Annotated in this window: 24 protein-coding genes and 1 tRNA gene; 13 read left to right on the top strand and 12 right to left on the bottom strand. The window is 43.2% G+C overall.

Annotated features, from left to right (window positions below):
* Window positions 1-375: 375 nt before the first annotated feature.
* From H6G92_RS08540 to prfC, 3 genes are all read right to left on the bottom strand, one after another.
* Window positions 376-882, bottom strand: coding sequence for an RNA recognition motif domain-containing protein (locus tag H6G92_RS08540; RefSeq protein ID WP_190892801.1), 507 nt, complete (start codon window positions 880-882; stop codon window positions 376-378).
* 636 nt (window positions 883-1,518) lie between these two features.
* A complete protein-coding gene (locus H6G92_RS08545) occupies window positions 1,519-3,795 on the bottom strand; it encodes a M48 family metalloprotease (protein ID WP_190892803.1) in 2,277 nt (758 codons plus the stop codon).
* A 108-nt stretch (window positions 3,796-3,903) separates the two neighbouring features.
* The gene (gene prfC / locus H6G92_RS08550; protein WP_190892805.1) at window positions 3,904-5,532 is read right to left on the bottom strand and encodes a peptide chain release factor 3; all 1,629 of its coding nucleotides are present in this window, start codon (window positions 5,530-5,532) and stop codon (window positions 3,904-3,906) included.
* 125 nt (window positions 5,533-5,657) lie between these two features.
* Here prfC and H6G92_RS08555 point away from each other — a divergent pair, with 125 nt between their 5' ends.
* From H6G92_RS08555 to H6G92_RS08590, 8 genes are all read left to right on the top strand, one after another.
* Complete coding sequence (locus tag H6G92_RS08555; RefSeq protein ID WP_190892807.1) at window positions 5,658-6,017, top strand: DUF4870 domain-containing protein; 360 nt, start codon at window positions 5,658-5,660, stop codon at window positions 6,015-6,017.
* A 293-nt stretch (window positions 6,018-6,310) separates the two neighbouring features.
* Window positions 6,311-7,291, top strand: coding sequence for a porphobilinogen synthase (hemB, locus tag H6G92_RS08560; protein WP_190892809.1), 981 nt, complete (start codon window positions 6,311-6,313; stop codon window positions 7,289-7,291).
* Between the two features lie 9 nt (window positions 7,292-7,300).
* A complete protein-coding gene (locus H6G92_RS08565; protein ID WP_190892812.1) occupies window positions 7,301-7,546 on the top strand; it encodes a hypothetical protein in 246 nt (81 codons plus the stop codon).
* A gap of 833 nt (window positions 7,547-8,379) precedes the next feature.
* Window positions 8,380-9,363, top strand: coding sequence for an alpha-ketoacid dehydrogenase subunit beta (locus H6G92_RS08570; protein WP_190892814.1), 984 nt, complete (start codon window positions 8,380-8,382; stop codon window positions 9,361-9,363).
* A gap of 126 nt (window positions 9,364-9,489) precedes the next feature.
* A complete protein-coding gene (gene secD, locus H6G92_RS08575; protein ID WP_190893031.1) occupies window positions 9,490-10,902 on the top strand; it encodes a protein translocase subunit SecD in 1,413 nt (470 codons plus the stop codon).
* On the top strand, window positions 10,899-11,885 hold the full coding sequence (secF, locus tag H6G92_RS08580) for a protein translocase subunit SecF (protein WP_190892816.1): 987 nt from the start codon (window positions 10,899-10,901) through the stop codon (window positions 11,883-11,885). Before secD ends, secF begins: the two co-directional genes overlap by 4 nt.
* A gap of 116 nt (window positions 11,886-12,001) precedes the next feature.
* Entirely contained in the window at window positions 12,002-12,394 is a 393-nt protein-coding gene (locus H6G92_RS08585) for a hypothetical protein (RefSeq protein ID WP_190892818.1), read from the top strand.
* A 97-nt stretch (window positions 12,395-12,491) separates the two neighbouring features.
* Entirely contained in the window at window positions 12,492-12,986 is a 495-nt protein-coding gene (locus H6G92_RS08590; protein WP_190892821.1) for a GNAT family N-acetyltransferase, read from the top strand.
* Here the strand turns inward: H6G92_RS08590 and H6G92_RS08595 are convergent.
* The 6 genes from H6G92_RS08595 to H6G92_RS08620 all read right to left on the bottom strand — a co-directional run bounded on the left by H6G92_RS08595 (window position 12,949) and on the right by H6G92_RS08620 (window position 17,951).
* Window positions 12,949-13,890 (bottom strand): sensor histidine kinase, encoded by a 942-nt coding sequence (locus tag H6G92_RS08595; RefSeq protein ID WP_190892823.1) that lies wholly within the window; start codon window positions 13,888-13,890, stop codon window positions 12,949-12,951. The genes H6G92_RS08590 and H6G92_RS08595 overlap by 38 nt on opposite strands.
* A gap of 98 nt (window positions 13,891-13,988) precedes the next feature.
* Entirely contained in the window at window positions 13,989-14,597 is a 609-nt protein-coding gene (locus H6G92_RS08600; protein ID WP_190892826.1) for an L-threonylcarbamoyladenylate synthase, read from the bottom strand.
* Window positions 14,598-14,683: 86 nt separating this feature from the next.
* Window positions 14,684-15,574, bottom strand: a complete 891-nt coding sequence (gene prmC, locus H6G92_RS08605) for a peptide chain release factor N(5)-glutamine methyltransferase (protein ID WP_190892829.1) — start codon at window positions 15,572-15,574, stop codon at window positions 14,684-14,686.
* Window positions 15,575-15,599: 25 nt separating this feature from the next.
* Complete coding sequence (locus H6G92_RS08610) at window positions 15,600-16,421, bottom strand: Tic22 family protein (RefSeq protein ID WP_190892832.1); 822 nt, start codon at window positions 16,419-16,421, stop codon at window positions 15,600-15,602.
* A 599-nt stretch (window positions 16,422-17,020) separates the two neighbouring features.
* A tRNA-Pro gene (locus H6G92_RS08615) sits at window positions 17,021-17,094 on the bottom strand.
* Window positions 17,095-17,399: 305 nt separating this feature from the next.
* Complete coding sequence (locus tag H6G92_RS08620) at window positions 17,400-17,951, bottom strand: GNAT family N-acetyltransferase (protein WP_190892834.1); 552 nt, start codon at window positions 17,949-17,951, stop codon at window positions 17,400-17,402.
* A gap of 437 nt (window positions 17,952-18,388) precedes the next feature.
* Here H6G92_RS08620 and H6G92_RS08625 point away from each other — a divergent pair, with 437 nt between their 5' ends.
* Complete coding sequence (locus H6G92_RS08625) at window positions 18,389-19,108, top strand: hypothetical protein (protein ID WP_190893033.1); 720 nt, start codon at window positions 18,389-18,391, stop codon at window positions 19,106-19,108.
* 154 nt (window positions 19,109-19,262) lie between these two features.
* Entirely contained in the window at window positions 19,263-20,174 is a 912-nt protein-coding gene (locus H6G92_RS08630) for an alpha/beta fold hydrolase (protein ID WP_190892837.1), read from the top strand.
* A gap of 38 nt (window positions 20,175-20,212) precedes the next feature.
* On the opposite strand, the gene tsaD is transcribed toward H6G92_RS08630, so the two are convergent.
* Window positions 20,213-21,262 (bottom strand): tRNA (adenosine(37)-N6)-threonylcarbamoyltransferase complex transferase subunit TsaD, encoded by a 1,050-nt coding sequence (gene tsaD, locus H6G92_RS08635; protein WP_190892839.1) that lies wholly within the window; start codon window positions 21,260-21,262, stop codon window positions 20,213-20,215.
* A gap of 272 nt (window positions 21,263-21,534) precedes the next feature.
* On the opposite strand from tsaD, the gene H6G92_RS08640 reads away from it, so the two are divergent.
* The 3 genes from H6G92_RS08640 to H6G92_RS08650 all read left to right on the top strand — a co-directional run bounded on the left by H6G92_RS08640 (window position 21,535) and on the right by H6G92_RS08650 (window position 23,014).
* Entirely contained in the window at window positions 21,535-22,029 is a 495-nt protein-coding gene (locus tag H6G92_RS08640) for a Photosystem I reaction center subunit III (protein WP_190892841.1), read from the top strand.
* Window positions 22,030-22,068: 39 nt separating this feature from the next.
* Entirely contained in the window at window positions 22,069-22,218 is a 150-nt protein-coding gene (gene psaJ / locus H6G92_RS08645; protein WP_190892844.1) for a photosystem I reaction center subunit IX, read from the top strand.
* A gap of 274 nt (window positions 22,219-22,492) precedes the next feature.
* Window positions 22,493-23,014, top strand: coding sequence for a photosystem I reaction center protein subunit XI (locus H6G92_RS08650; protein WP_190892846.1), 522 nt, complete (start codon window positions 22,493-22,495; stop codon window positions 23,012-23,014).
* Window positions 23,015-23,124: 110 nt separating this feature from the next.
* Here H6G92_RS08650 and gmk read toward each other — a convergent pair whose 3' ends face one another.
* Entirely contained in the window at window positions 23,125-23,724 is a 600-nt protein-coding gene (gene gmk / locus H6G92_RS08655) for a guanylate kinase (protein WP_190893036.1), read from the bottom strand.
* A gap of 169 nt (window positions 23,725-23,893) precedes the next feature.
* The gene (gene remA, locus H6G92_RS08660; protein ID WP_012410221.1) at window positions 23,894-24,160 is read right to left on the bottom strand and encodes an extracellular matrix/biofilm regulator RemA; all 267 of its coding nucleotides are present in this window, start codon (window positions 24,158-24,160) and stop codon (window positions 23,894-23,896) included.
* Between the last annotated feature and the right edge of the window lie 216 nt (window positions 24,161-24,376).

Raw genomic sequence — 24,376 nt, forward strand, 5'->3', positions numbered from 1 at the left:
AATTTATCAAATCAAGATAATTCCTGCGTAGGCGCAGCCCAACCTAGGCATCGCATTGATATTGGCTTAGGTTTTCCAATGCGCCTAATCACAAAAACTTAATTTTTTTATAAGTAAGCTTTGATAGCAACTCTATATAAGTTACTGTTGTATCAGTATAGACTTCTTGTTATTACGTAAGTATCGGGAATGCGTGAAATTTATGTGTCGTTTGATTTTACTATGCGATGCTTAGGTTGGGTTGCGGCTACGCAATCACAAAATTAGCTGCAAGTTGTTTTTAATCTAGCAGCTAGGTGATAATCAACAATAATTAAAAATTAAAAATCAAAAAAAAATTCTGATTTTTAATTTTTAATCTCTTTCCCTTAGGGACTAATTCGTAGTTTGTGCAGCTAGCATCTGCTTCAGCTTTTCTAATTCCGAAGCCCAACGAGGATCTGGACGAATAGCGTCTGAATCGGTAGTTGTGGTGCTGTTTTCACGAGAACCTCCACCTCCACCACCGCCACGACGAGGCTTCTTAGAGCTTTTCTCGCGACGGCTACCTTCTCTATTAGGGGTAGGAGTGGGAGTACTACTAGCAAGAGTAACCGGTTTAGGTGCTTGCTCGTCGCCTTCTTCACCCTTTGTCCGAGGTAATGCTTTCTCTAGCTTAATCGGAGTGTCTTTGAACATCTGACCATTGTATTTTTCAATGATTTCGTCAGCTTGTTCGTCGTTGTTGACTGTCAGAAAACCAAAACCACGGCATTTGCCAGTTTTACGGTCTTTAATTAATTTAGTAGTTACAGCATCACCTTCTGCTGCAAAAACTGCTTGCAGATCCTGACGATCTATTTCTTCTTTAGGCAAATTACCTATATATAGGCGAATGGACATGAACTATACCTCCAGAGTTAAATGAACATGGCAAGGCAAGAAAACAATCACTTGGCTTTGGCTTTTAATTAAATAGATGCTATTGACCAAGACTGCCATCAACCAATTTTTTTGCTCGAAACTGTTAACCTATACAACAATACAGTTTTTCGTCGGGATCAAGCTTGTTTAATCCAAAGGCCCACTCTATGGTGAGCTAATAACACCTTAATTCTAAGAATTGTAAATTTAATAGCCTATTGCCTGCTAAAGTACACGCTTTTTTCCATGCCCTTTTTCGCAGAATCAAATACCATTCCTTACATTACCACGGTATTTTCTACGTAGCTAGTTTAGCGCATACATTTCCGACATTAGTATTATTGCATCGTAACATAAAACACATTTTTTTATTCAAGGGAGCATATTTTGAAACAAAAACCAGCCAATGGCTGGTTATTTTCCTGCTGTGTTGGGAGGATAAAAAGTATGGAGCGGGGGAAAAGCATCCAAATTTATAACTAAGCTGTAGTGCTGAGTTATATTGGCTGCTATTGTTTGTGTAAATAAATGTAACACTTTGAAAGAAAACCTGCAACTTTTGTTTACATTACGATTTTTCCTTTGTCAATCGTTTATTGTCTCCTGACTAAATGACTAACCAGTGAGAAAAACATATGCGCCCCAAGCCTGTGCTGCAACTGCCAAAAAAGTAGACCAAATTGGATGCGGGCTATGAATCGTCTTACCACTTTGAGTTTCCAGAGTTTGGATATCGATCCAAGGTGTTGCTCCTCGCCGGAACCAACCTGTAACGATAATTTGCCTACCAATTAGATCCTGGTGATTGACTGACTGTCCTAGCCAAGAAACATGGTGTAATTTCACTAAACCTGCACTGGACTGGAGAATTAAATCTTGCGCTAGGGAGTTGCTAGTGCCTTGACGACCTAACAATTTGCCTACAAGACGCACACTGACGCTATCAATTGGTAAAGCAGAAGGGTCAGCTAACAGGTTGGGTAGGTAGTCGTCAGTTTGTACGGTGGCAGGTTTAATATCGGGGAAAAAAGAATTAATCCGCATCACTGTACCGATGCTAAAGCCAATCAGAAGGCAGCCTGTAATGAAAGACCAATCTTCATATATCCACTTTAGATTTAAAAACTTGAGTGTGAATGCTAGTTGCCAGGTTAGCCAGACGAACGCTGCAAACAGAACCCCCAGAGGAATTCCCAACCAGGGAGCGATTTGTAACAAGAAAGACTGACGCTTAACCTTTGATGGAACGCTTGCAAAATGTAGTTCGGTGTCTAGATGCCAGTGACGGGCTATTTGACAGAGGCGTTCGATGCGATCGCCCATCAAAGGATGGCTATTGTTAATCGTAAACCATCGGCGATAGGGATTGGCAGTATCCCACTTCAAAAATGATTCAAAGGATAGATTGCTGGCAATAGTGCCCAAAGATAGGCTCTGTTGGTGGCTGACTGGTGTTAGGAGATTTAAACTTTCTAGTTGCCAACTAGTCTGTTCCTGTTTTTGGATATCAGCTGCAATTCCAATGGCGATTTTGAGTAAAGCGCGAATCAGGGCATTGGGATTACCAGTAATTTCAGATGCGACGCGATCGCTATAATAAAGCCGCAACCGCGACAACCACAATGCACTTCCAGTCAGTAAACACCAAATTCCATAAATCAGACTCGCCAAAATTGTCACCGGCCAGCGCCAAATTTTCCCTGATATTTTGTCTCCCCACTCTGATACTTGCTGATATAGCTGATGAATTGGTAGTGTTACCAGCAGCAACAAAGACATCACAGCAAAATCCCAGTGAGCAATATGCCCTAACTGCGTAGCGTAAATAGTGGCGATTTCATCATCTGCTAGCTGCTCTAATAGACCTTGACTCACAACAATCCTGGCATTACGTGGTAAACTACCATAGGTCAGGATAATTGGTGCAGCCATTGGTAAAATCCGCAGTTTGGGTAATGGCCAGTGCCGCTGCTGGCAACAACGTTGTAACACCCGAACAGCTTCGCGGCTATGGGCATTCAATACATCTTTGGGAAATTCTCGCTGACCATACAAGTTCGCCAATAGCAGATCCAGCAACCAAGGTGATACTCCGACCAGAATCACCAATACTATTAGCAGCAATTTAGTAGGGTCGCGGTATAAGAACTGTAACGGCTCCAGATAAGGTAGTTTGACTAAAGTCTGGTTGATGAATCCAAATGCTAGCTTAAGCATTTCCCGCATCACCCAAAACAGGGCGATGAATGTCCCTGCTGTCAGCAACCGCAAAGGGATTAATTTCGGTTTACGTAGGGGTTGCCATGCTTTAGCGCGTTGTGCTTGTCGCCAATAAATAACACCGAATAATTTAGCTTGGGTACGGGTCACAGAACCCATGAAACCGCTTAAAGGCACAGATGCAGATGCTAGTGGTGGCGGTGGTGTCGCTACTGTAGCTTTGAGTCTACCTAGTGGTACCATCGGCGGGGTGTCGTCGCTCTTGGTCTCTATGACTTGATCTTTTGTCTGTTCCTCTAATGTAGAAGTTACCGGGGGAGTAACTGGGGGAGAAGCTGGGGTTGAATTATCAAAGGCAACAAATCCAGTTTCTACATTTTTTGATTCTTGATCGCGTTTTTTACGTTTTGTCAGGTGTTCGAGAGCGCGTTTTGCCCACTCTTGAACTTGCGGATTGTTACTCTCAATGAGATTCTGGGAAATAGTAATCGCTTTGGAGGCTTCGCCAATACGTGCATAAGCCATTACTAAACCAACCTGGGCTTGTAAGCTAGCAGTCGCATTACTTTGGCTGCTAGCAATAGGTTCTAGTTGAGCGATCGCTGTTTGGTAATTTCCCTGCTTGAGGGCAACTAAACCAGCCTCCAAAGACGGTTTGGCATGTGAAGGCATACAAATTCTGGCACTCCAATCTCTTCTAGGTGATCCACGTTTGTGCAAAAGCGCGAACCTCGGATGCCGTGGAAATCAACCGCGCCCAAGTTTTGCTTGTCAAGTGAATTATTCCTCCACTGGTTTTTGACTAGAAAATACTGGAGCGATCGCGCTTAATTTTAACTCTGGATGGTCGCCCAGTAACTGTTGACAATTCCATTCATTGCGGAATAGCAACACTGGTCGTTCCATACTGTCTTTAACTGTAGTGGTATTGAATATCCGTCCCACCTTTTCTAATGCTTCCCAACCACCCTCAACCCAACGGGCGACACTGTAGGGCAATAACTCTAATATGGTTTCTACACCATACTCGTTTTGTAAGCGAAATTGCACTACCTCGAATTGCAACTGACCCACCGCAGCCAAAATTGGATCGCGCTTGGCTTCATCAGTTGAATACATAATTTGCACAGCACCTTCTTCTCGCAATTCCGCAATGCCTTTTTGGAATTGTTTCGACTTCGAGGGGTTGGGATTCCTCAGAGACGCAAACAGTTCCGGCGAGAAATACGGAATTCCCTCGTATTCTAGCTTTTGCCCCGTGTAAATTGTATCTCCGATCGCAAAAACACCGGGATTGTTCAAACCGATCACATCGCCAGGATAAGCCACATCAATTGATTCTCGCTCTTGGGCAAAGAGTTTTTGCGGGCGAGACAGACGGATGAGTTTACCAATGCGGGCGTGATTCACCATCATATCTTTTTCAAACTTACCAGTGCAGACCCGGATAAATGCTACGCGATCGCGGTGTTTCGGGTCCATATTCGCTTGCAGTTTGAAGACAAACCCCGAAAATTCCGGGTATGTAGGAGCAACTTCGCCAACACTGCTGTAATGAGAACCGGGTTTAAGGGCATAGTCGAGGAAGTACTTGAGGAATAACTCTACCCCAAAGTTAGTCATGGCGCTACCAAAGAACACAGGCGTCATTTTGCCTTCGTGTACCAACTGTAAATCTAGCTCTGGCCCAACTCCTTCTAACAGTTCTAAATCATTTTTCAGTTGGTAGTAGAGGTCTTTTTCTAGCTGTTCTTCTATTCTCGGATCACCTAACTCGACTATCGTATCACGGGCTTCTCGGCTACCGTGGGCGCTGCGTTCAAACAGGTGAATTTGTTGCATGTGTCGGTCAAAAACACCTTTAAAGCGATCGCCCATACCAATCGGCCAGTTTACCGCATAGGTTTGCAATCCCAGTTCTTGCTCAATTTCATCCAACAGTTCCAGAGGTTCCCTTCCTGGGCGGTCGAGCTTGTTGACAAATGTAAAGATCGGGATACCGCGCAACTTACATACTTCAAACAATTTGCGAGTTTGGGGTTCCAAACCTTTTGCTGCATCAATCAGCATTACTGCATTATCGGCGGCGGCGAGAGTCCGATAAGTATCTTCACTGAAATCTTGGTGTCCGGGAGTGTCTAATAAATTTATTTGGCAGTTCCGGTATTCAAATTGCAACACTGTGGAGGTAATAGAAATACCCCGTTGTTGCTCCATCGCCATCCAGTCAGAGGTAGCTTTGCGCTGTGCCCGTCGCGCCTTAACCGCCCCAGCTTCGTGAATAGCACCTCCGTATAGGAGCAGCTTTTCTGTTAGTGTAGTTTTACCCGCATCAGGGTGAGAAATAATCGCAAAGTTGCGGCGAAGTTCAACTGCTTGATGCAGTTCAGACTGAAGTTCAGTTGACATAACTGTATTTGTTTGTAACTTAACTTAATTTTTTTCTATTCTGGCAAGTCTTTTAATCTTAAGACAACGATGCTCGTGATAGGGTCGTAATATAATCAACAATCTAACTAAACTAGGAGAAAGGAATGTACGACACAGACAAGCGAAAGCTTCTATCCGCCTTGTCTCATGGAGCCATTTTTTTCAGCACCACGTTGGTATCTGTAGGTATACCTATAGCCATACTGTTCGTATCTGATGACCCTGTTGTTAAAGAAAACGCCAAAGAATCCATCAATTTCCACTTTAATGTCTGGCTTTATGGAGGAATTCTGGGAGCGCTATTTTTTCTATTAGGTTGGTTAGTGTTACCTCTATTAGTGCTGGGGCCACTAGCAGGTATCGGATATTTGTTGCACTGGGGCTTAACAATTTGGGCACTCATCGGAGTTTTCAGCAATCCTGATATACCCTTTCGTTATCCCTACATTTTCCGATTTCTTTAGCACAAATGGTGGTATTCGGTAATTTGAATTACCAACATCAGAAAAATTTTTCCCTATTAGCTAATTTATGTAATTGCTTTGGTGGAATTTGCTATCTATGTTGTTTTTTTTCTAGTCCGTCGGATAGATGCAACCAAGCTGTAAAATACAAAATTGCCCTACAGCTTGATTAAGAGTAGGGCAAAGGACAGTTAAGCACTGTTTGTAGTCTGTCTGACGGCAGGAAAGTTTTAGCCTGCTTTTGTGACGCTTTGTTTTGTGTCCATTTGCGTTGTTTTTCTTCATAAAATTTTATGTTTCCTATACATCGCCCCCGTCGTCTACGTACTCATCCTCAACTGCGGCGGATGGTTCGTGAAACTGTTTTGACAACAAGCGATTTTATCTACCCACTATTTGCCGTACCAGGTGAGGGAATCGCTAATGAGGTGAAATCGATGCCCGGAGTCTACCAACTTTCGGTAGATAAAATTGTCGAAGAGGCAAAAGAAGTTTACGACTTAGGAATTCCTTCTATTATTCTATTTGGTATTCCGGCTGATAAAGATGTGGATGCCACTGGCGCTTGGCATGATTGCGGTATCGTTCAAAAAGCAGCGACTGCGGTAAAAGCAGCAGTGCCAGACTTAATTGTAATTGCTGATACTTGTTTGTGTGAGTACACCAGTCACGGTCATTGTGGTTATCTGCAAGTTGGTGATTTAACAGGACGAGTTTTAAATGACCCAACTCTGGAATTGTTGAAAAAAACGGCTGTTTCTCAAGCGAAAGCCGGTGCCGATATCATCGCACCTTCGGGAATGATGGATGGTTTTGTCCAGGCAATTCGTGTAGGTTTGGATGAAGCAGGATTTCAAGACACGCCGATTTTGTCTTATGCTGCTAAGTATGCTTCGGGATATTATGGCCCATTTCGGGATGCAGCAGACTCGACACCGCAATTTGGGGACAGAAGGACTTACCAAATGGACCCAGGTAACGCCCGCGAAGCAATTAAAGAGATTGAATTGGATATCGCTGAAGGTGCTGATATGCTCATGGTTAAGCCAGCTTTGGCATACATGGACATTATCTGGCGGGTGAAGGAAGCAAGTAACTTACCAGTTGCGGCTTACAATGTTTCCGGTGAGTATTCGATGGTGAAAGCTGCGTCTCTCAATGGTTGGATTGATGAGGAGCGGGTGGTTTTGGAAACTTTAACTGGATTTAAACGGGCTGGCGCAGACTTGATTTTGACCTACCATGCTAAAGATGCGGCGCGATGGTTAAAGTAGGGTGAGCCATTGAAAAGTAAGGATTTAGAAATCTCACGCAGAGGCACAGAGGCGCAGAGTTGTGTTTTGGTGGCTCGACGTGAGATTTTGTGTTTTGACTGTGATTGTATCGCCAGCCTCAAAGAAGAAATTGAGAGTCTCCTCAATCAACACAAAGAACTTGAGCCAAAAATACGTGCTACTAATCCTAAATATGCAGCACTAAAATATCTTGACCCTCTGAAATTAACTCAAATTCATAGCCGCGTTAACTAACTTAACCTCTCAAAAATCTTACCAACCCCTACTAATAAATCAATTTAATAAAACTATTTTATATTTTCCAGGTGAGCATGAATATGGATATGCAAGCCCTGAGAGAGCGTGCAAGACTGAGCCGTGCAGAGATTGCCTTCAGGCTTATATGCAGTTAATAGCTTGCTCAGTGAAGGATTAGTAGATATTTGATTTTGTGTAAAGACTTCAAAAAACCTATAAAATCTAACTTAGGTATGTAGATTTTTTTATTCGCAACTTCTAATGTAGGTTGCGTTGGTTATGTTAGTAACATAATGTTTCTCAGGTATTGTGCGTTAGACCTACTGTAACGTAACAGCACATCTATCTGTGTATGACAGCAGTTGCTTATGCAGCCTCTCCTATAGAGTTAAAGTTTTGCATTTTATTTTGCTCCACCTTCCTTGTGATTTTGCTCACTCCAGTGAGGAGAGTTCCGCCTCTATCACTGATTGAATTTCCTAAATTTCTCACGCCTAATGTGTAGAAAATCAGTCAAGTTCCCTCATCCGTTTGATAATGCATTTCCGAGATATGGATTGCCTAACTTTGACGGTAATTTCGAGTTTGGACAACAGTTTTGATATAGTTATCTCGGCAATTACTCTCTGCTTAGGGGCAAAATAGCAATTAAACAGACAGCACAAGAGATGGAAAATAATAAAAAATCTAGAAAGAACCTTTTTACCTTTTCTCTCTGTGTCTGAGGCGGTTCGTTAAAAAAACCAATCTCTAACTAGTGCGATCGCTCACCGTATTTGCGACAGCAGCACGATAAAATTCTAAAACCATAATCGTACTAAAAGGTCTAAATGGCAGAAACACTATTCTTCAACGCCTTACGGGAAGCCATTGATGAAGAAATGGCACGTGATTCCAGCGTATTCGTTCTCGGTGAAGACGTAGGACACTATGGCGGTTCCTATAAAGTTACCAAAGACCTGTACCAGAAATATGGCGAACTCCGCATTCTAGACACCCCAATCGCCGAAAATAGCTTTACTGGCATGGCAGTGGGAGCCGCGATGACTGGGTTACGCCCCATAATTGAAGGCATGAATATGGGCTTTTTACTGCTCGCCTTCAACCAAATATCCAACAACGCTGGGATGCTGCGCTATACTTCTGGCGGTAACTTTAAAATTCCGATGGTAATTCGTGGCCCTGGAGGTGTGGGACGGCAGCTAGGCGCAGAACATTCCCAGCGACTAGAAACTTACTTCCAAGCTGTGCCAGGGTTGAAGATTGTTGCCTGCTCCACACCAAGAAACGCTAAAGGACTACTGAAATCCGCTATCCGCGATGATAATCCGGTGTTGTTCTTTGAACACGTTCTGCTTTACAACTTGAAAGAAGATTTACCAGAAGAAGAATATTTACTACCTCTGGATAAAGCAGAAATGGTTCGTGAGGGTAAAGATGTCACAATTATTACTTATTCCCGAATGCGGCATCATGTGCTACAAGCCGTAAAAACTCTTGAAAAACAAGGATACGATCCAGAAGTTATCGATTTAATATCTCTCAAACCATTAGATTTTGATACCATTGGTGCATCAGTAAGAAAAACCCATAAAGTCATTGTTGTGGAAGAATCTATGCGAACTGCGGGTATTGGAGCAGAAGTTATCGCCTCAATAAACGATCGCTTATTTGATGAATTAGATGCGCCAGTATTGCGGCTTTCTTCGCAAGATATTCCCACACCTTACAACGGCAATCTGGAACGACTAACAATCATCCAACCAGAACAAATAGTGGAAGCTGTGGAAAAAATGGTAGCTTTGCGGGTTTAAAAGTTAAAACTTAAAAGTTAGGAGTGAGGAGTTAAGAATTTAATATTGAATTTACAACTCCTAACTCCCAACTCATAACTCCATAAAAGAGCGCTATTATAGCCTTTGTCAGTTGCGAGTTATGGTATGCAAAGACAGCGATCGCTATTAATTTTGATTTTAGTCCTGATAATCGCCGCGATTACGGTGATTGTCACAATTCCGATACCTCTTGGGCTGGACTTGCGCGGAGGCTCACAGCTAACTATTCAGGTGAAACCATCAGCGGAAGTTCCCCAAATCACCGAACGAGAATTGGAAGGTGTGAAGAAAGTTGTCGAAGGTCGGATTAATGGTCTGGGTGTTTCTGAGCCAGTCATCCAAACAGTCGGCGCAGATAAAATATTGGTGCAACTACCAGGGGTCAATAATCCAGAGCAAGCTGAACGGGTGCTAGGGGGTACGGCGCAGTTAGAATTTCGCACCCAAAAGCCGAATACAGAAACCCAACTGTTTGCTTTTCAAGCATCTAGAGCCGAATTGAAAGCCAAGCAAGAAGAGTTAAGAAAGAGTACCGACAAAGCAGCAATTGTCAAGAATCAAGAAGATTTACAGAATAGCAATCAAGCGATCGCTGAATTGTTTGAAAGCACCAATCCACCGCTAATTGGCAAATACCTCAAGGATGCCTATGGTGAACCCACTCAAGGTAACAATTGGAATGTTGCCATTCGCTTCGACCAACAGGGTGGTCAACTGTTCGCGGATTTGACAAAAAATCTCGCCGGTACTGGACGGAGCATTGGTGTTTTTCTAGACAATGAACTGATCAGCGCTCCTACTGTGGGTATAGAATTTGCCGCTACTGGTATTACTGGTGGCGCTGCCGTCATTACAGGAAATTTTACCGCACAGCAAGCCAATGACTTAGGTGTGCAGTTACGCGGTGGCGCATTACCCGTACCGGTAGAAATTGCGGAAATTCGCACTGTTGGGGCAACCTTGGGTAAAGACAGTATTACTAGCAGTATCTATGCTGGTATCGGTGGTCTGACTTTAGTATTAGTATTTATGGTAGTGTACTATAGACTACCAGGACTAATTGCCGATGTAGCACTATTGATTTACGCCTTGCTGACCTGGGCTACCTTTGCTTTGTTGGGTGTCACTCTAACTCTGCCAGGAATTGCCGGTTTTATCCTTAGTATTGGGATGGCGGTGGATGCAAATGTACTAATTTTTGAGCGGACACGGGAAGAATTGCAAGCAGGCAAATCCCTGTATCGTTCTGTAGAATCTGGTTTTTACCGAGCCTTTTCCAGTATTTTAGATGGCAACGTGACTACAGTCATTGCTTGTGCTGCACTATTCTGGCTGGGGGCTGGTTTGGTGAAAGGCTTCGCCCTAACTTTGGCTTTGGGTGTAGCCGTGAGTATGTTTACAGCAATTACCTGTAGTCGCACCTTGATGTTTTTAGCAATTACAATTCCCGCACTCAAGAAACCAGAACTTTTCTGTCCAAACCTGCCAAGATCAAATAAGGCAGAGGTGGCTCAATGAAACTAAGTATTAACAAATCGCGATCGCTTTGGTGGGCTATTTCTAGTGCCGTCATTCTGGCTGGTATCATCTCAATGGTGATTTCTTGGCAAAACCCGAACATCAAAGCACCTCTACGTCCCAGTTTAGATTTTGTCGGTGGTACACGATTGCAGTTTGAACGCGATTGTACCAAACCCGGTAACTGCGACCAGCCAATTGATATCAATGTCGTCCGGGAAGTGGCTAAAGCTCAGGGGTTGGGTGATAGCAGTATCCAAATTGTCGCTGACAGAGGCACTGGTGCAGAAAATGGTATATTAATTCGCACAAAAAACTTGGATCGTGAACAGCGTACCAATTTGCAAAATGCCTTAAGTGAAAAAGTCGGTACTTTTGACGAGCAAAAAAATCAATTTGACACCGTTGGCCCAACTCTGGGGGCAGAGCTGTTTAGGTCTGGGGTAATAGCTCTAATAGTTTCCTTTGCAGGCATCATAATCTACTTGACCTTCCGGTTCCAGTTAGATTATGCAGTGTTTGCGATCGTTGCGCTATTACATGATGTCTTCATCACGGCAGGGATTTTTTCGATTTTGGGTTTAGTACTGGGTACTGAAGTAGATAGCCTGTTCATCGTTGCTCTACTGACAATTACAGGTTTCTCAGTCAACGATACAGTAGTAATTTACGATCGCATTCGGGAAACCCTCAAGACAAATCCCAACCGAGCGATCGCTGACATTGTGGATGATGCAGTTAACCAAACTTTAGGACGGTCAATCAACACGACCTTTACCACGATGCTGTCATTGTTTGCTATCTTTCTGTTTGGCGGCGAAACTCTGAAAAACTTTGCTTTAGCTCTAATTATTGGCTTTACAGCGGGGGCTTATTCAAGTATTTTCATCGCCAGTACTCTTCTAACTTTGTGGCGAGAGCGCAATGGTCAAACAAGCGTGGTAGTCAGTGGTGAATCGATTGATACATCTGCTGGTAATTAGTCATTGGTCATTGGGTATTGGGTATTGGGCATAGATTATTCTCCTTGTCCCCCTCATTCCCCACCCTGCGGGAAGCTAAAGCTACATCTTCCTCATCCCCTACCTTCCCATAGCCTATGGATCAATCCGAACACTCGTCAATAACTGACCCATCCTTTGCTCAACAAGTACAAAGATTACACAAGCTGACAATATATGGCAGGTGGCTATTTGTAAGCTGTTTATGGCTTACCATTGCACCTGTTAGCTTGTGGGGTCTACGTGCTGAAATTTCTCTGTGGCAACAATATTTTACCTGGGTAGCGGTGCGATATGGACTCTTCTATAATCCACTGTCTACCTTTGGTTTAGCATTTTGTATTGGGATGACTGCTGCTGTTTTAGTTTGGCAAAGTCGGAATATTATACTCGGACTACCACAACAGGAAAAACAACGTTTAGAAAAACAAGTTTATCGGATACGTCAGCAGGGGCCAACTCATCCTCTATGGAAGTGGGTTTGCCATTAAACTTTCTTTCTCGTTGCATATATATGTACACGTACAGCAATTTCTAGCAAAATATGACTTAACGATACAAAGATATTGCCAAAAGTGGATGCCATACATGAACGAATCTCAGATTCAATTTAGCGAACATATCCGTTGCGCCAAAGGCGAACGCAAGTCTGAAATTGACCTTTACAAACTCCAAGAGCTGTTAAATGTTTCAGCTTTCTGGGCAAAGGGACGCAGTATTGAGGATTTAGGTATAGCCATTGCCAACAGTGAACCAGTGATTTCCGTCTACGATCACGATCGACTTATTGGCTTTGCTAGAGCAACATCTGATGGCATATATCGCGCCACAATTTGGGATGTTGTGATTCATCCAGAATATCAAAGTAGTGGGCTGGGAAGCAAGTTAGTAGAAACCGTTTTGAGTCATCCCCGCATGCGGTGGGTTGAGCGCGTTTACCTGATGACTACTCACCAGCAGGGTTTCTACGAAAAGATTGGTTTTCAACCCAACACCACCACTACGATGGTGCTACACAACCTAGTTAACCCTGCTTTCGTTTCTGCTACAGAAGTTCAGCTTCAGGAATCACTAGGGGGATAGAGATTTGTAGTCTGGTAACCTGCTGAGGCGTTTCCTTCGTAATGGTCGAGGGCATAATTTCTAACTTTCCTCCCATAACTTCCACTAAAGTCTGATTGATCAATAACCTCATTCCTGGGGAAAGAGCAGCGTTTCCTTGATCAACCTGGGTCGGCTGATCTTCAGATTTCATCAAATTAATCGGCTCGCTCCAGGGTATGGCATGGGTTGGTACATCCAACCAAATATTGACAAAATTATTTGTAGGTTGGATGCTGCTGGAAATACAGATACTGCCTTCCTCCATTTGAGTAATGGCAGTGTCTATTAAACTTATCAATATTTGGCGGAGCCAGAGGTAATCTGCCAAAACATAAATTTCTGGATCGGCGGGTAACAATTGCAAAGGAAAATTGCGATTTGCCGCCAGCATATAAGTTAAATTATGAACCTCTTCTAAAACTTGGGCTAACGGTCTGGGCTGAATATCTAATTTATTGGTACCATGTTCCGTTCTAGCAACGGTAAGAAGTTCATCCATCAGCTTGAGCAGTTTCAGTGTTCGCTCATGAGCTTGGGCAATAAATTCTCGTTCTTCAGCTGGATCTTCACATAGATCCGACAAAATTAACTGATGTAAGCCAATCAAACCATTTAGGGGCGATCGCAATTCATGGGTAGTCCGCGCCAAAAAACCAGCTTTAAACTGGCTCATTTCCCTTGCCATTTGGTATGCCAGCTGCGTTTGCTGTAGCTGTTGCGATATTGGTGGCATATCTTCTTGATCTAATGGCGCTACTGGAGATGAGCTAGATGAAACATTTGACGATGCCTGCGGCGGGCGTAGCCATCGCGCAAATAACTGACGGAAAACCATACCTAGTGCTATTCCTGCTCCTAGATATATCCAGTTGCTCCAATTCATAATCTGGCAATTATTAACTTGTTAATTGACCACAACAGCGCAAACTAAAATTCCAGATTTCTCTGTTGTTAAAATCAGGAAAACAACATTATAACTACCTATATTTGGTTATCACTCGAAATATCTAACTTTATCGCACCTTGCCGCAAAATCTGCCAATTTGTTCCTGTCCATTTAGCAACAGTGGAAGGTACACCCATTCCCGACATTTCACCCTGGTATTCTGTCGTTGCTAGAGTTAGAACCTTGGGAAACTGAACCTCAATTTCTGCCATCGTTTGCAAAGGCGGTTGACCAGAAAAATTGGCGCTAGTAGTAGCAAGAGGGCCTGTTTGCGCCAAAATAGTTTGGGCGATCGCACTGTTTGGTACTCGAATGCCAATTGTTGTCGGGTCGATGGGGTTCATAAATTTTGGCACACGATCTGAAGCTGGTAAAACTAATGTCAGCCCTCCTGGCCAATATTTATCTGCTAGTTCTTGCCAAACTTTATACTCGTTCTCACTACCTTTAACATACAGCCACAAATCTTCAGCACTAGCAGCCATCAAAATCAAGGGTTTGTCTTGACTGCGTTGCTTCGCCGCAAAAATTAATGCTGCTTTTTCTGGTATAGCTGCAAGTGCCGGAACAGTATCCGTAGGAAAGCTGACCAAAACACCAGCGCGTGCGCCAGCTATTAGATTTGTTAAAGAAACTTGTGTCATTTTTATAGAGTTAAGAGTTAGGAGTGAAGAGTAAGTAATTTTTTGTATCTTCTTTCTAATAACTCATAACTTACAACTCATAATTCCTAACTTTTATAAGCAAGGGCAAAGCGTTCAATTCCAGCTAAATCAGCGTGAATTTGAATTTTACAATAGCTACCTTGATTTTGCAAAAGTTCTTGCACTGCATCCGCCTGTCCTGCCATCATCTCAATTAACCACACGCCACCAGGTTGCAAATAGCTGGGAGAAATTTCTATCAAATGGCGAATGCAATCTAAGCCATCAGTGCCACCATCCAAAGCTAGATGTGGTTCATGGTTAACTACTTCTGGTTGCAGGGTAGGTAAGGTACTGGTGGGTATGTAAGGGGGGTTTGACACCATACCACTGAAGTGACCTTTTAAGAATGTCAGTGGCTCCCACCAGGAACCTTGATAAAACTTAATCCGGTCAGCAAAACCCAAATTATGGGCGTTGGTTCGTGCGATCGCCAGAGCTTCTAAACTGTAATCAACTGCATGAATTGTTGCTTTTGGCAAAACATCTGCTAGTCCCAAAGCGATCGCTCCACTCCCAGTGCCTAAATCAGCCCAGTGTCCTGAAGCATTACTAGCAGATGCTAAAGCTAAATCAATTAAGCTTTCTGTCTCTGGTCTGGGAATCAAAACCGCACTTGACACCGCGATTTGAAAGTTGCGCCAAGGTGTAACTCCCGCAATATACTGCACTGGGAAGCGGTCATTTAATCGTCTCTGCCAGAGCTTGTCTAACTCTTCTAGTGGCAATTGCAGCTGAATTTGAGGCCAGTTTTTGAAAGACTCCAAACGCAGTGCCAAGCGGTCTAACCCAGAAACTTCTAGGAGCAGCCAATCTACCTCGGCAGGCGGGACGTCAGTGGCGATCGCTGCTTGGTGAGCTGCATTGCGCCACTGCCATAGTTGTAAACCAGAAACTATCAGATGTTTCTCCCCCATGCCTTAACCTTGGAGTGCATAACCGTTATTTTTTCGGAGCAGCGGGCGCAGCAGCAGGCTTGGCAGCTGGAGATTGATTCGGTGCAAGCGAGCGAATAAAATTGATGGACTCCCGTGATGGATACAGAACAATTTTATTTATACTAGGATCGCTACTGCTATTGAGAGCCTCCATAACACCGTACAAATCCACCACCTGAATTTCAGTGTTGGCTGCTTCCTTTGGCACGGCTTTTTTGAATTCGTCTAACAGAGCCACTGCCTGCTCTTTCTCAAAAAAGAAAGGGATGTACCGCTCGTTGCCTTTGGCAACAGGAATGGTCAGATAGCTATTATCTTTCTTAAATTTGGGTACAAATAAGGGAATACCATTAAATTGCTGCCCTTTTTTACCATTTTCATTCAGCATACTTGTTGCCGAAGCTACCTGCTGTTGGGTTGGTACTAAAGTATAAATTACAGAGTCTGATTTCTTTTTGCTTTCTTGGACTATTTTATAGTAGTCTGCCAAGGACAAAGGTCTTACCTGTAGAGTGCTTGCCAACTGGGGGTTTTCTTTCTTGAGCCGATTGTCAAGGAATTTTTGAGCATCTTGCTTGCTAATAAAAAATCCCACTTGAGAGATTGGCTTAGATTCGTTGTTCCTCGAAAGAACTACAAATTCGCCTTTGGGATTGGTGAGCGTGAATACAGGTACTTCTTGGAGCTTTTTCACTACCTGATCTTGTGGCAACGCGATCGCTTCTAGATTGCCTATTCCTGGTAGATTTCCTATTCCTGAAAGCCCCGTTAAAAATACGCTGCCAGCTATACCCAATGTTGCGCCCAAGCGAATAAATGATTTCATGACTGCTCCTCGCATCAATAGTCCAATTAAATTAAACAAATGGTTGGATTTGCACAGCACCAACTAGCTTTAGTTATATAGCAATCTATTTCAGTTGTGAAAAATTCATTGTGCGCGTTGAGGTTGAATGTTAACTGTCAACGGTCAAAATTCAATATTCCGCAACTATTTAGGGTTGCTATAGTTATAGTTTTGACAAATCGACTGTGCTAAAGTTGTGTTTTTCTCGATTTCGCTGCGCTATTCACCACAAAATGCTGTAGATGCCTATTATATGTCTTCTCAAACAGTGAAAACTCTCTATGTCTCTCAACCTTGGAGATGATAAACACCATTTTATCCGCTTTCTCTAATATCGGGTGACGCTATTACTTAATCAATCGTTCCATCTGCGCTTGCTTTAATATCTTCTCAAATCTATACAAAGCTCCGTTTCAGGAATAACTTACTGCTTAAAGGCGAAATTTGCCTGTTAAACTTCAACAGCAAATCAGATAATGTAACAGACAATTTGTTCTTATCGGTAAGAATGTGCAATTTAATTGCACATCTTAAGAAACTTAGTCAATCTGCCTTAGCTGTTAACTATATTAATTAAATCGGGATGACAGGATTTGAACCTGCGGCATCCTGCTCCCAAAGCAGGCGCGCTACCAAGCTGCGCTACATCCCGTTTATACTTATCTACTTTTTGTAGTTTGGTTTTAATTTACCATCAAAGCGATCGCGCTTTACAAAAAGTATTAAGGTAAGTATATCACATCAGACGGCTAATGCCTAATTTATTTTATCCTTTGCCAAAGACAGGTATAGATTACATTGTTACGATAAAGGTTTTTTGCCGACTTAGTTTTACAAGATATATTACTTGACTTGCGCTTTCGTCGGCAGAAAAAAAGCAAAACCACATCAAAATAATAGATTTTGACTATATTACCTGATTTTATGGTGCAAATCGGGTTTTATTTTGATTGATCGCTAGTGAGGATACCAGAACATGCCTTTAATGCCTTCTGGATCAGCCATAAACCCCATAGTTCGGTAGAAATCTACAACATGGGGGTCGGCGAAGAGAGTGACATTACTAATTTCTTCACTCCTAAGTTTTTTGAGAACGTATTTCATCAGTGCCTTGCCCAATCCTTGACTTTGAAAGTCTGGGTGAACCACCACATCCCAAATAGTGGCATTAAACGCGTGATCTGAGGTAGCGCGGGCAAAACCAATGAGCCGCTTTTGGTTTCCTCTCACCTGCCACATTGAGGCGACAAGAAAACTATGCTCAATAGCTTTTTTCACTTTTCTTAGAGGACGACGCGACCAACCAACTGCATCACAGAGTTCTTCTAGCTCATACAGGTCAATGTCTCGCTCCGTACTGAAGACGATGCGAGCTTCTTTTGGAGAAGCTTCGCCAATGCTACCGAGGCTGGAGTTGCCCGCAGTTTCCGCTGTATGCTCTTCAAAGGAGTTTGTCCTAGTTGTCCCTACAGATTCAGGAGTGCTAAACCAAGTTTTCCAAAAACCCATGCCGACGTGGTTCGGGTAGTATAACTGAATTGGTTTCCACTCTCAGGAGTGTTGATTCACGTTTAACATAGCTACCCCCATTTACTACCCCTTACACTCAAAGTTTTTCGGTTGTTTTTGGGATTTGCAATGGTAACAGCCAATTAGAGCGTGTTTCACACCAATCATTTTCAACTTTAGCATTTTGTTGTAAAGGCTAGGAGAAATTCACCAAAAGGGAAGAATATAAACAATTCAAAATTCACGCATTCAAAATTCAAAATGGAAAAACCTAATCGTGGCAATTGCTCGTATAGAGCTTAAATGCACGTTAGCTTAGGAGTGAATTGTATACAAGGGATTATTTGGGAAAATTCTTCCCTAGTCCCCAATCCCCGACACCAGCCCCCAACATCCAGTCCCCAGGTGACGAAAGCAAGCGAGTCTTACCCTTAACAATGGCTTCTGGTTTAAAAACTTCGACACTGGAACTCCTAAAGCGCTTTAACCGAGCGTTTCCCCAGTTTTATGAGCAATTCGTCAGCAGTGAAATTCAACTGCAAAATTTGCGGCTAGCCTACCGTCTTTATAAAACTAGACGTGCTGTTATTGAACTGAAACCGGAAGGTAGCAAAAGTGCCCTGCATTTTGCTTACCGTAACCAGTCTTTTCTCCTCAGCGATATTTTTGGTGTACTAGCAGCTTATGGGTTGACTATTCACGGTCTGAGTTTATACGGTCAGATCCGTCCGCCGATGTTAGTTTTTATCAAACTGTTGGTGTCTCGTGGTAGTAAAGCCTTAACCGAGAAAACCGCAGAAAATGTCTGTCGCGCCATTCGTGAGGCTTTAGGAGGTCGGTTTGAGGTAGAAGAGATGCTGGCAGTAGAGTTCAATCTTGACACTGGCTTAGAGCAGGTACAAACTGAGTTCTATGTTGATCCGGTCTTTCATCTCCCTGCCCTAGTAATTGAAGCCGATAATCAACCAGGATTATTCTACAAAGTGATGTACGCCATCTGGCAAGAAGACCTTCTGGTAGTCAATGCCAATTTACTGGTTTGGCGTGGACGTACACGGCTAATTCTCTACTTGTTGGGGCCGAATGAAAGTCTCATTCCTGAATATCTGGGTCACAAAATTGCCGAAGGGGTGCGACAGAGGTTGCTGGGTAAATGATAAAAGTGAGGAGTGATGAGTTAAATAATTCGTAATGACGCTCCTGCGTCGCTAACGTAATTCGTAATTAAAAATTAATAACTCCTTACTCATAACTTCTAACTCTTCGCACTCCGTATTTAGTCGCACCCACCCTTAGGGGTACGATATAAGTATGGCAACTATCGAAATCTTGGGCGTTCCACACGCATACGAGCTAACGGCTCCCACCTCCTGCCCCCATGCTTTAGTATTTATCCACGGTTGGCTCAATAGCCGTGGATATTGGCAACCTGTGATTTCCCGCCTATCAGATGATTTGCAGTGCCTGTCCTATGATTTGCGGGGTTTTGGTGAATCCCAATCCCAGATAAAAACCGATTTTAGTCGAGCACAAACGTCTCTGAGTCTTACGCCCATCTCCAGTAGTGCGCTTGGCTCACCCATCGATTCTCTTTATACTCCTGTTGCCTATGCTCAGGATTTAGCAATTCTCCTGAAACAGCTGAATATTACTAGTGCTTGGCTAATTGGTCACTCTTTGGGAGGCACAATCGCTCTTTGGGGAGCAGATCAAATACCTGAGTGTGTTAAGGGAGTTATCTGTATTAACGCTGGCGGTGGTATTTACCTCAAAGAAGCTTTTGAGCAGTTTCGCTCGGCAGGTCAAAAATTTTTGCAAGTCCGCCCACGTTGGCTGTCCCAAGTGCCTTTGATTGATTTGCTGTTTACCAGAGCCAGTGTGGCACGTCCTTTAGACCGCTATTGGGCACGTCAGCGACTGATTGATTTCGTTGTAGCTGACCCAGAAGCTGCTCTGGGAAGTCTTTTAGACTCCACTACTGAGGAAGAAATCAATCGTTTACCTGAGCTAGTATCCCAACTGAAGCAGCCTGTTTATTTTTTGGCTGGTGCCGAAGATAAGGTTATGGAACCCAAGTATGTGCGCCATTTAGCTAGCTTTCACAGACTGTTCCAATATTGTGGTGACAATGTTTTGGAAATTCCTGATTGTGGACACCTAGCTATGTTGGAACAGCCGGATGCAGTGGCTAATCACATCCGGTCGATAGTCATTAGTCATTAATCATTGGTCATTGGTCATTGGTCTTCTCTCTTTGCCCCTTACGGCTCAGGCTGATACAACTTCATCACCTGGGTAAGAGCTAACCTAGACTCAACGCCCAGTGTGAGAGGGGATGTATGACCACAGGATAGATGGTCAGCGGCGGCACAGCCGATCATGGCGGCGTTATCGGTACAGAATTTTAGAGGTGGGAATAGGACGCGTATGTTATGTTCAACGGCGGCGGCTTGGAGGTTTTTTCTCAAGCCGCTATTAGCTGCTACACCGCCACCAACAGCAATTGTGTCTAGACCATAGTCTAGGGCACAGGCGATCGCTCTTTTGGTTAGCGATCGCGCTACGGTTTCCTGAAAGCTAGCTGCTAAATCTGCCACTGGCGCTTGTCCACCATCTTTCTCTAACTGCTGCACTAAACGTAATACAGCCGTTTTTAACCCACTAAAGCTCGTATCATAACGATGGAACCCCCCACCAGGTAGAGAAACTTTTCCTTCTGGTAGGGCAAAGGCTTGGGCATTACCTTCTTGTGCCAACTTGTCAATCACTGGACCACCCGGATAACCCAACTTTAACAATCGCGCCACTTTATCAAAGGCTTCACCCGCAGCATCATCACGAGTTTGCCCCAGAGTTTCGTAAATACCACAACCCTTGACATAAATCAAGCTTGTATGTCCGCCAGAAACTAATAAACTCAAGAAAGGGGGATTTAAACTTGGTTCGCTCAAATAAGTTGCGTAAATGTGACCTTCAAGGTGATGAACTCCCAAAAATGGTTTGTTATGTACCATCGCCAGGGTTTTGGCAGCAGTCAACCCCACCAACAGCGCTCCTACGAGTCCAGGGGCACAAGTGGCGGCAATCGCGTCAATATTCTCCCAGTCTAGTTGAGCTTGCTCTAGGGCTTGAGCGATCGCTTCATTGATTGTTTCCAAGTGCTGGCGAGACGCTACTTCTGGTACTACCCCGCCATACTGCTGATGGACTGGAATTTGCGAAGCTACAATACTGCTGCAAACTTTACGATTGTTAACAATTGCGACGGCAGTTTCATCACAACTGGTTTCTATTGCTAAAACGGTTGCCATTGAGGGTGCTGAGTGCTGAGTTTTGAGTAGTAGAGACAAAATATTGCTTCTTTACTACCCTACAACAACAATTCTTATACTTAGGACTCGTTATTCACCACTTAGCACCCGATAAAGATTTGGTTGAGAAGCTTTAACTTTTATTTACTTAAACTTTACTCGGTTCCCACCCAAGAGTATGATGACTTCCTAGTTATGCAAATAAACAACTGTACAAGCCGCTTCGTTTTGTACAAAGAACTTCTTGTTTTGTAATAAAAGGAAACAACTCTATGCGACGATTGTTTGCTTTGATGTTAGCGATTAGTCTTTGGTTCAATTTTGCCCCCCCAGCACAAGCTTTAGGGGCTAATTTGACACCGTGCAAGGACAATCCCGCTTTTCAAGAGCTAGCAGCTAATGCCCGTAATACCACCGCTGATCCCCAATCAGGGAAAAAGCGGTTTGAGCGTTATTCTCAGGCGCTGTGCGGCCCTGAGGGCTATCCCCACTTGATTGTTGATGGTCGTCTAGATCGTGCTGGTGACTTCTTGATCCCTAGCATTCTGTTTCTATATATTGCTGGTTGGATTGGCTGGGTAGGTCGTGCCTATCTGCAAGCGATCAAAAAAGACGCTAACACTGAACAAAAAGAAATCCAAATCGATCTTGGTTTGGCACTACCCATCATGGCTACAGGGTTTACTTGGCCACTAGCAGCAGTCCAAGAATTACTCTCTGGAAAATTAACAGCCAAGGATACAGAAATCCCCATTTCTCCACGTTAAATCAGCTTAACTAATTCATTTGTTTTGGAGACTAAATTAATGGCAGACAAAAGCGACCAATCATCCTATTTGATCAAGTTTATTTCCACAGCACCAGTGGCAACAACCCTATGGCTGACAATCACAGCAGGTATCTTGATTGAGTTCAACCGCTTTTTCCCCGATCTACTTTTCCACCCACTACCATAAGTGGAGAATGAGATTTAGGACAGTTAAATGTCTTGTTTTTTGCTTAATATTATGTAGTTGATGTATTCAGCTTAATTTAGGCAGAATTATCAGCAAAATAGGCAGCAAAAATAGTTTTTTGAAACTCGTGATACTGTTTACAGATCGCGAGTTTCACAGCTTTAAAACTAGCTAAATTAATTTTTCTAAACTTCCTAGCCAAAAACCATCTTTAGCTACAATTATTATTAATATAAAAATGCCACCATTTTAATTTAGAGGCGAACATAAGAATATGGCGCAAGCAGTAGATGCATCAAAAAATCTCCCCAGCGATCCCAGAAATCGTGAAGTTGTTTTTCCCGCATTCCGCGATCCGCAACTGGGCAACCTAGAAACCCCAGTAAATGCTTCTCCCTTGGTCAAGTGGTTCATTAATAACTTACCTGCCTATCGCCCAGGTCTGTCTCCTGCCAGACGCGGTTTAGAAGTTGGCATGGCTCATGGTTACTTGCTATTTGGCCCCTTTGCCAAATTGGGCCCACTGCGAGATACAGATAATGCGAACTTAGCTGGTTTACTAGCAGCCATCGGCTTGGTTGTTTTGCTGACCGCTTGTCTATCTCTGTATTCTAATAGCAATCCACCAAAAGCACTTCCTAGCGTTACCGTACCCAACCCTCCGGTAGATGCTTTTAACTCTAAAGAAAGCTGGAACAATTTTGCCAGTTCTTTCTTAATTGGTGGTATTGGTGGTGCAGTAGTTGCTTACTTTTTGACTAGCAATTTGGGATTAATTCAAGGTTTATTTGGTTAATTTTGAAATGAGGAGTTAGACGCGATTAATCGATTAATCGCGTCTGTACAGGAGTTAAGAGTTAGGAGTTAAAATTTATAACTTCTAACTTTTAATTCTTAACTCTTAGCTTATTTAAACAAAACCGTTTCAATGTCGTTTAAAGCAGTTTCAAAATCGTCATTAACGATTTGAATATCAAATTCATCTGCGGCTTGAATTTCTTCTTGGGCCCGGAGTAAACGACGGGCGATCGCTTCTTCAGAGTCTTGGGCGCGAGAGCGTATCCGTTTCTCTAATTCATCAAAAGAAGGCGGTAAAATAAAAATGCTGAAGGCACTGGGAAAGGAAGTACGAATTTGTCTTGCTCCTTCTAACTCAATTTCTAGCACCACCAACTTGCCAAAATGAATTTGGTTAAGCACAGCTTCACGGGGAGTGCCATAATAGTTACCAGCAAATTCTGCCCATTCCAAAAATTCACCTTCAGCAACTAATTGTTCAAACTTACTGCGGCTGATAAAGTAATAATTTTTGCCATCGATTTCCCCTGGACGAGGAGAGCGCGTAGTCACGGATACGGAATAATAAAGTTCTGGATGACGCTCTAGGAGCGATCGCATTAAAGTGCCTTTACCGACCCCACTGGGGCCAGTTAAAACAATCAACCTGCCTAAATGTAAGCATTCTTCGGTAGTAGCAATACTCTGGATGGGTAAAACTGGCATCATCCCTTCAACCTGTGAATCAATCAATAGATATTATTCATTAGTCTTGTGTTCCTGGCCAAGTCCACTAGTGACTAAAGAATTTGTAGCAAGGGTGACAGAAAACTTGTCTAATTCACATGGTACTGCCGATATGGTGCAAATAGAAATGAGATTATTAATCCACTCCTAATCAATTATCTACAGTTTGATGATCGCGGGAAATTACAAAGCGATTTGCTACCGTTTCCGGCTGAATAGCGGACAGAATTACGTGGCTGGAATCGGTGATAATTACAGCCCTAGTCCGACGACCGTAGGTTGCATCAATCAATTGACCCCTGTCCCGTGCATCGGTAATAATCCGCTTAATCGGGGCAGACTCTGGACTGACAATGGCAACTACTCGGTTGGCAGACACGATGTTACCAAAGCCGATGTTGATTAATTGAATCTCCATAAAAAACTGACGCCAAACGCGGTTTGAGAAGCATGAAATAAACTTATTTCCATGTTATCGCCAAAAAACGGGAGTCACAACGCTTAAATTCAAGCCTGCCTTGATTTTTAAATAATGTCTGCTTTTTTTCGCTGTTTATCAGCTATTTTTCCTCAAAATCCTCCCATAGATATAGGCGCAATTCCACTGATACAAGCTAGTTGGATGATGTACATT

The organism is Nostoc foliaceum FACHB-393 (genome assembly GCF_014698505.1).
Classification (GTDB): domain Bacteria; phylum Cyanobacteriota; class Cyanobacteriia; order Cyanobacteriales; family Nostocaceae; genus Nostoc; species Nostoc foliaceum_A.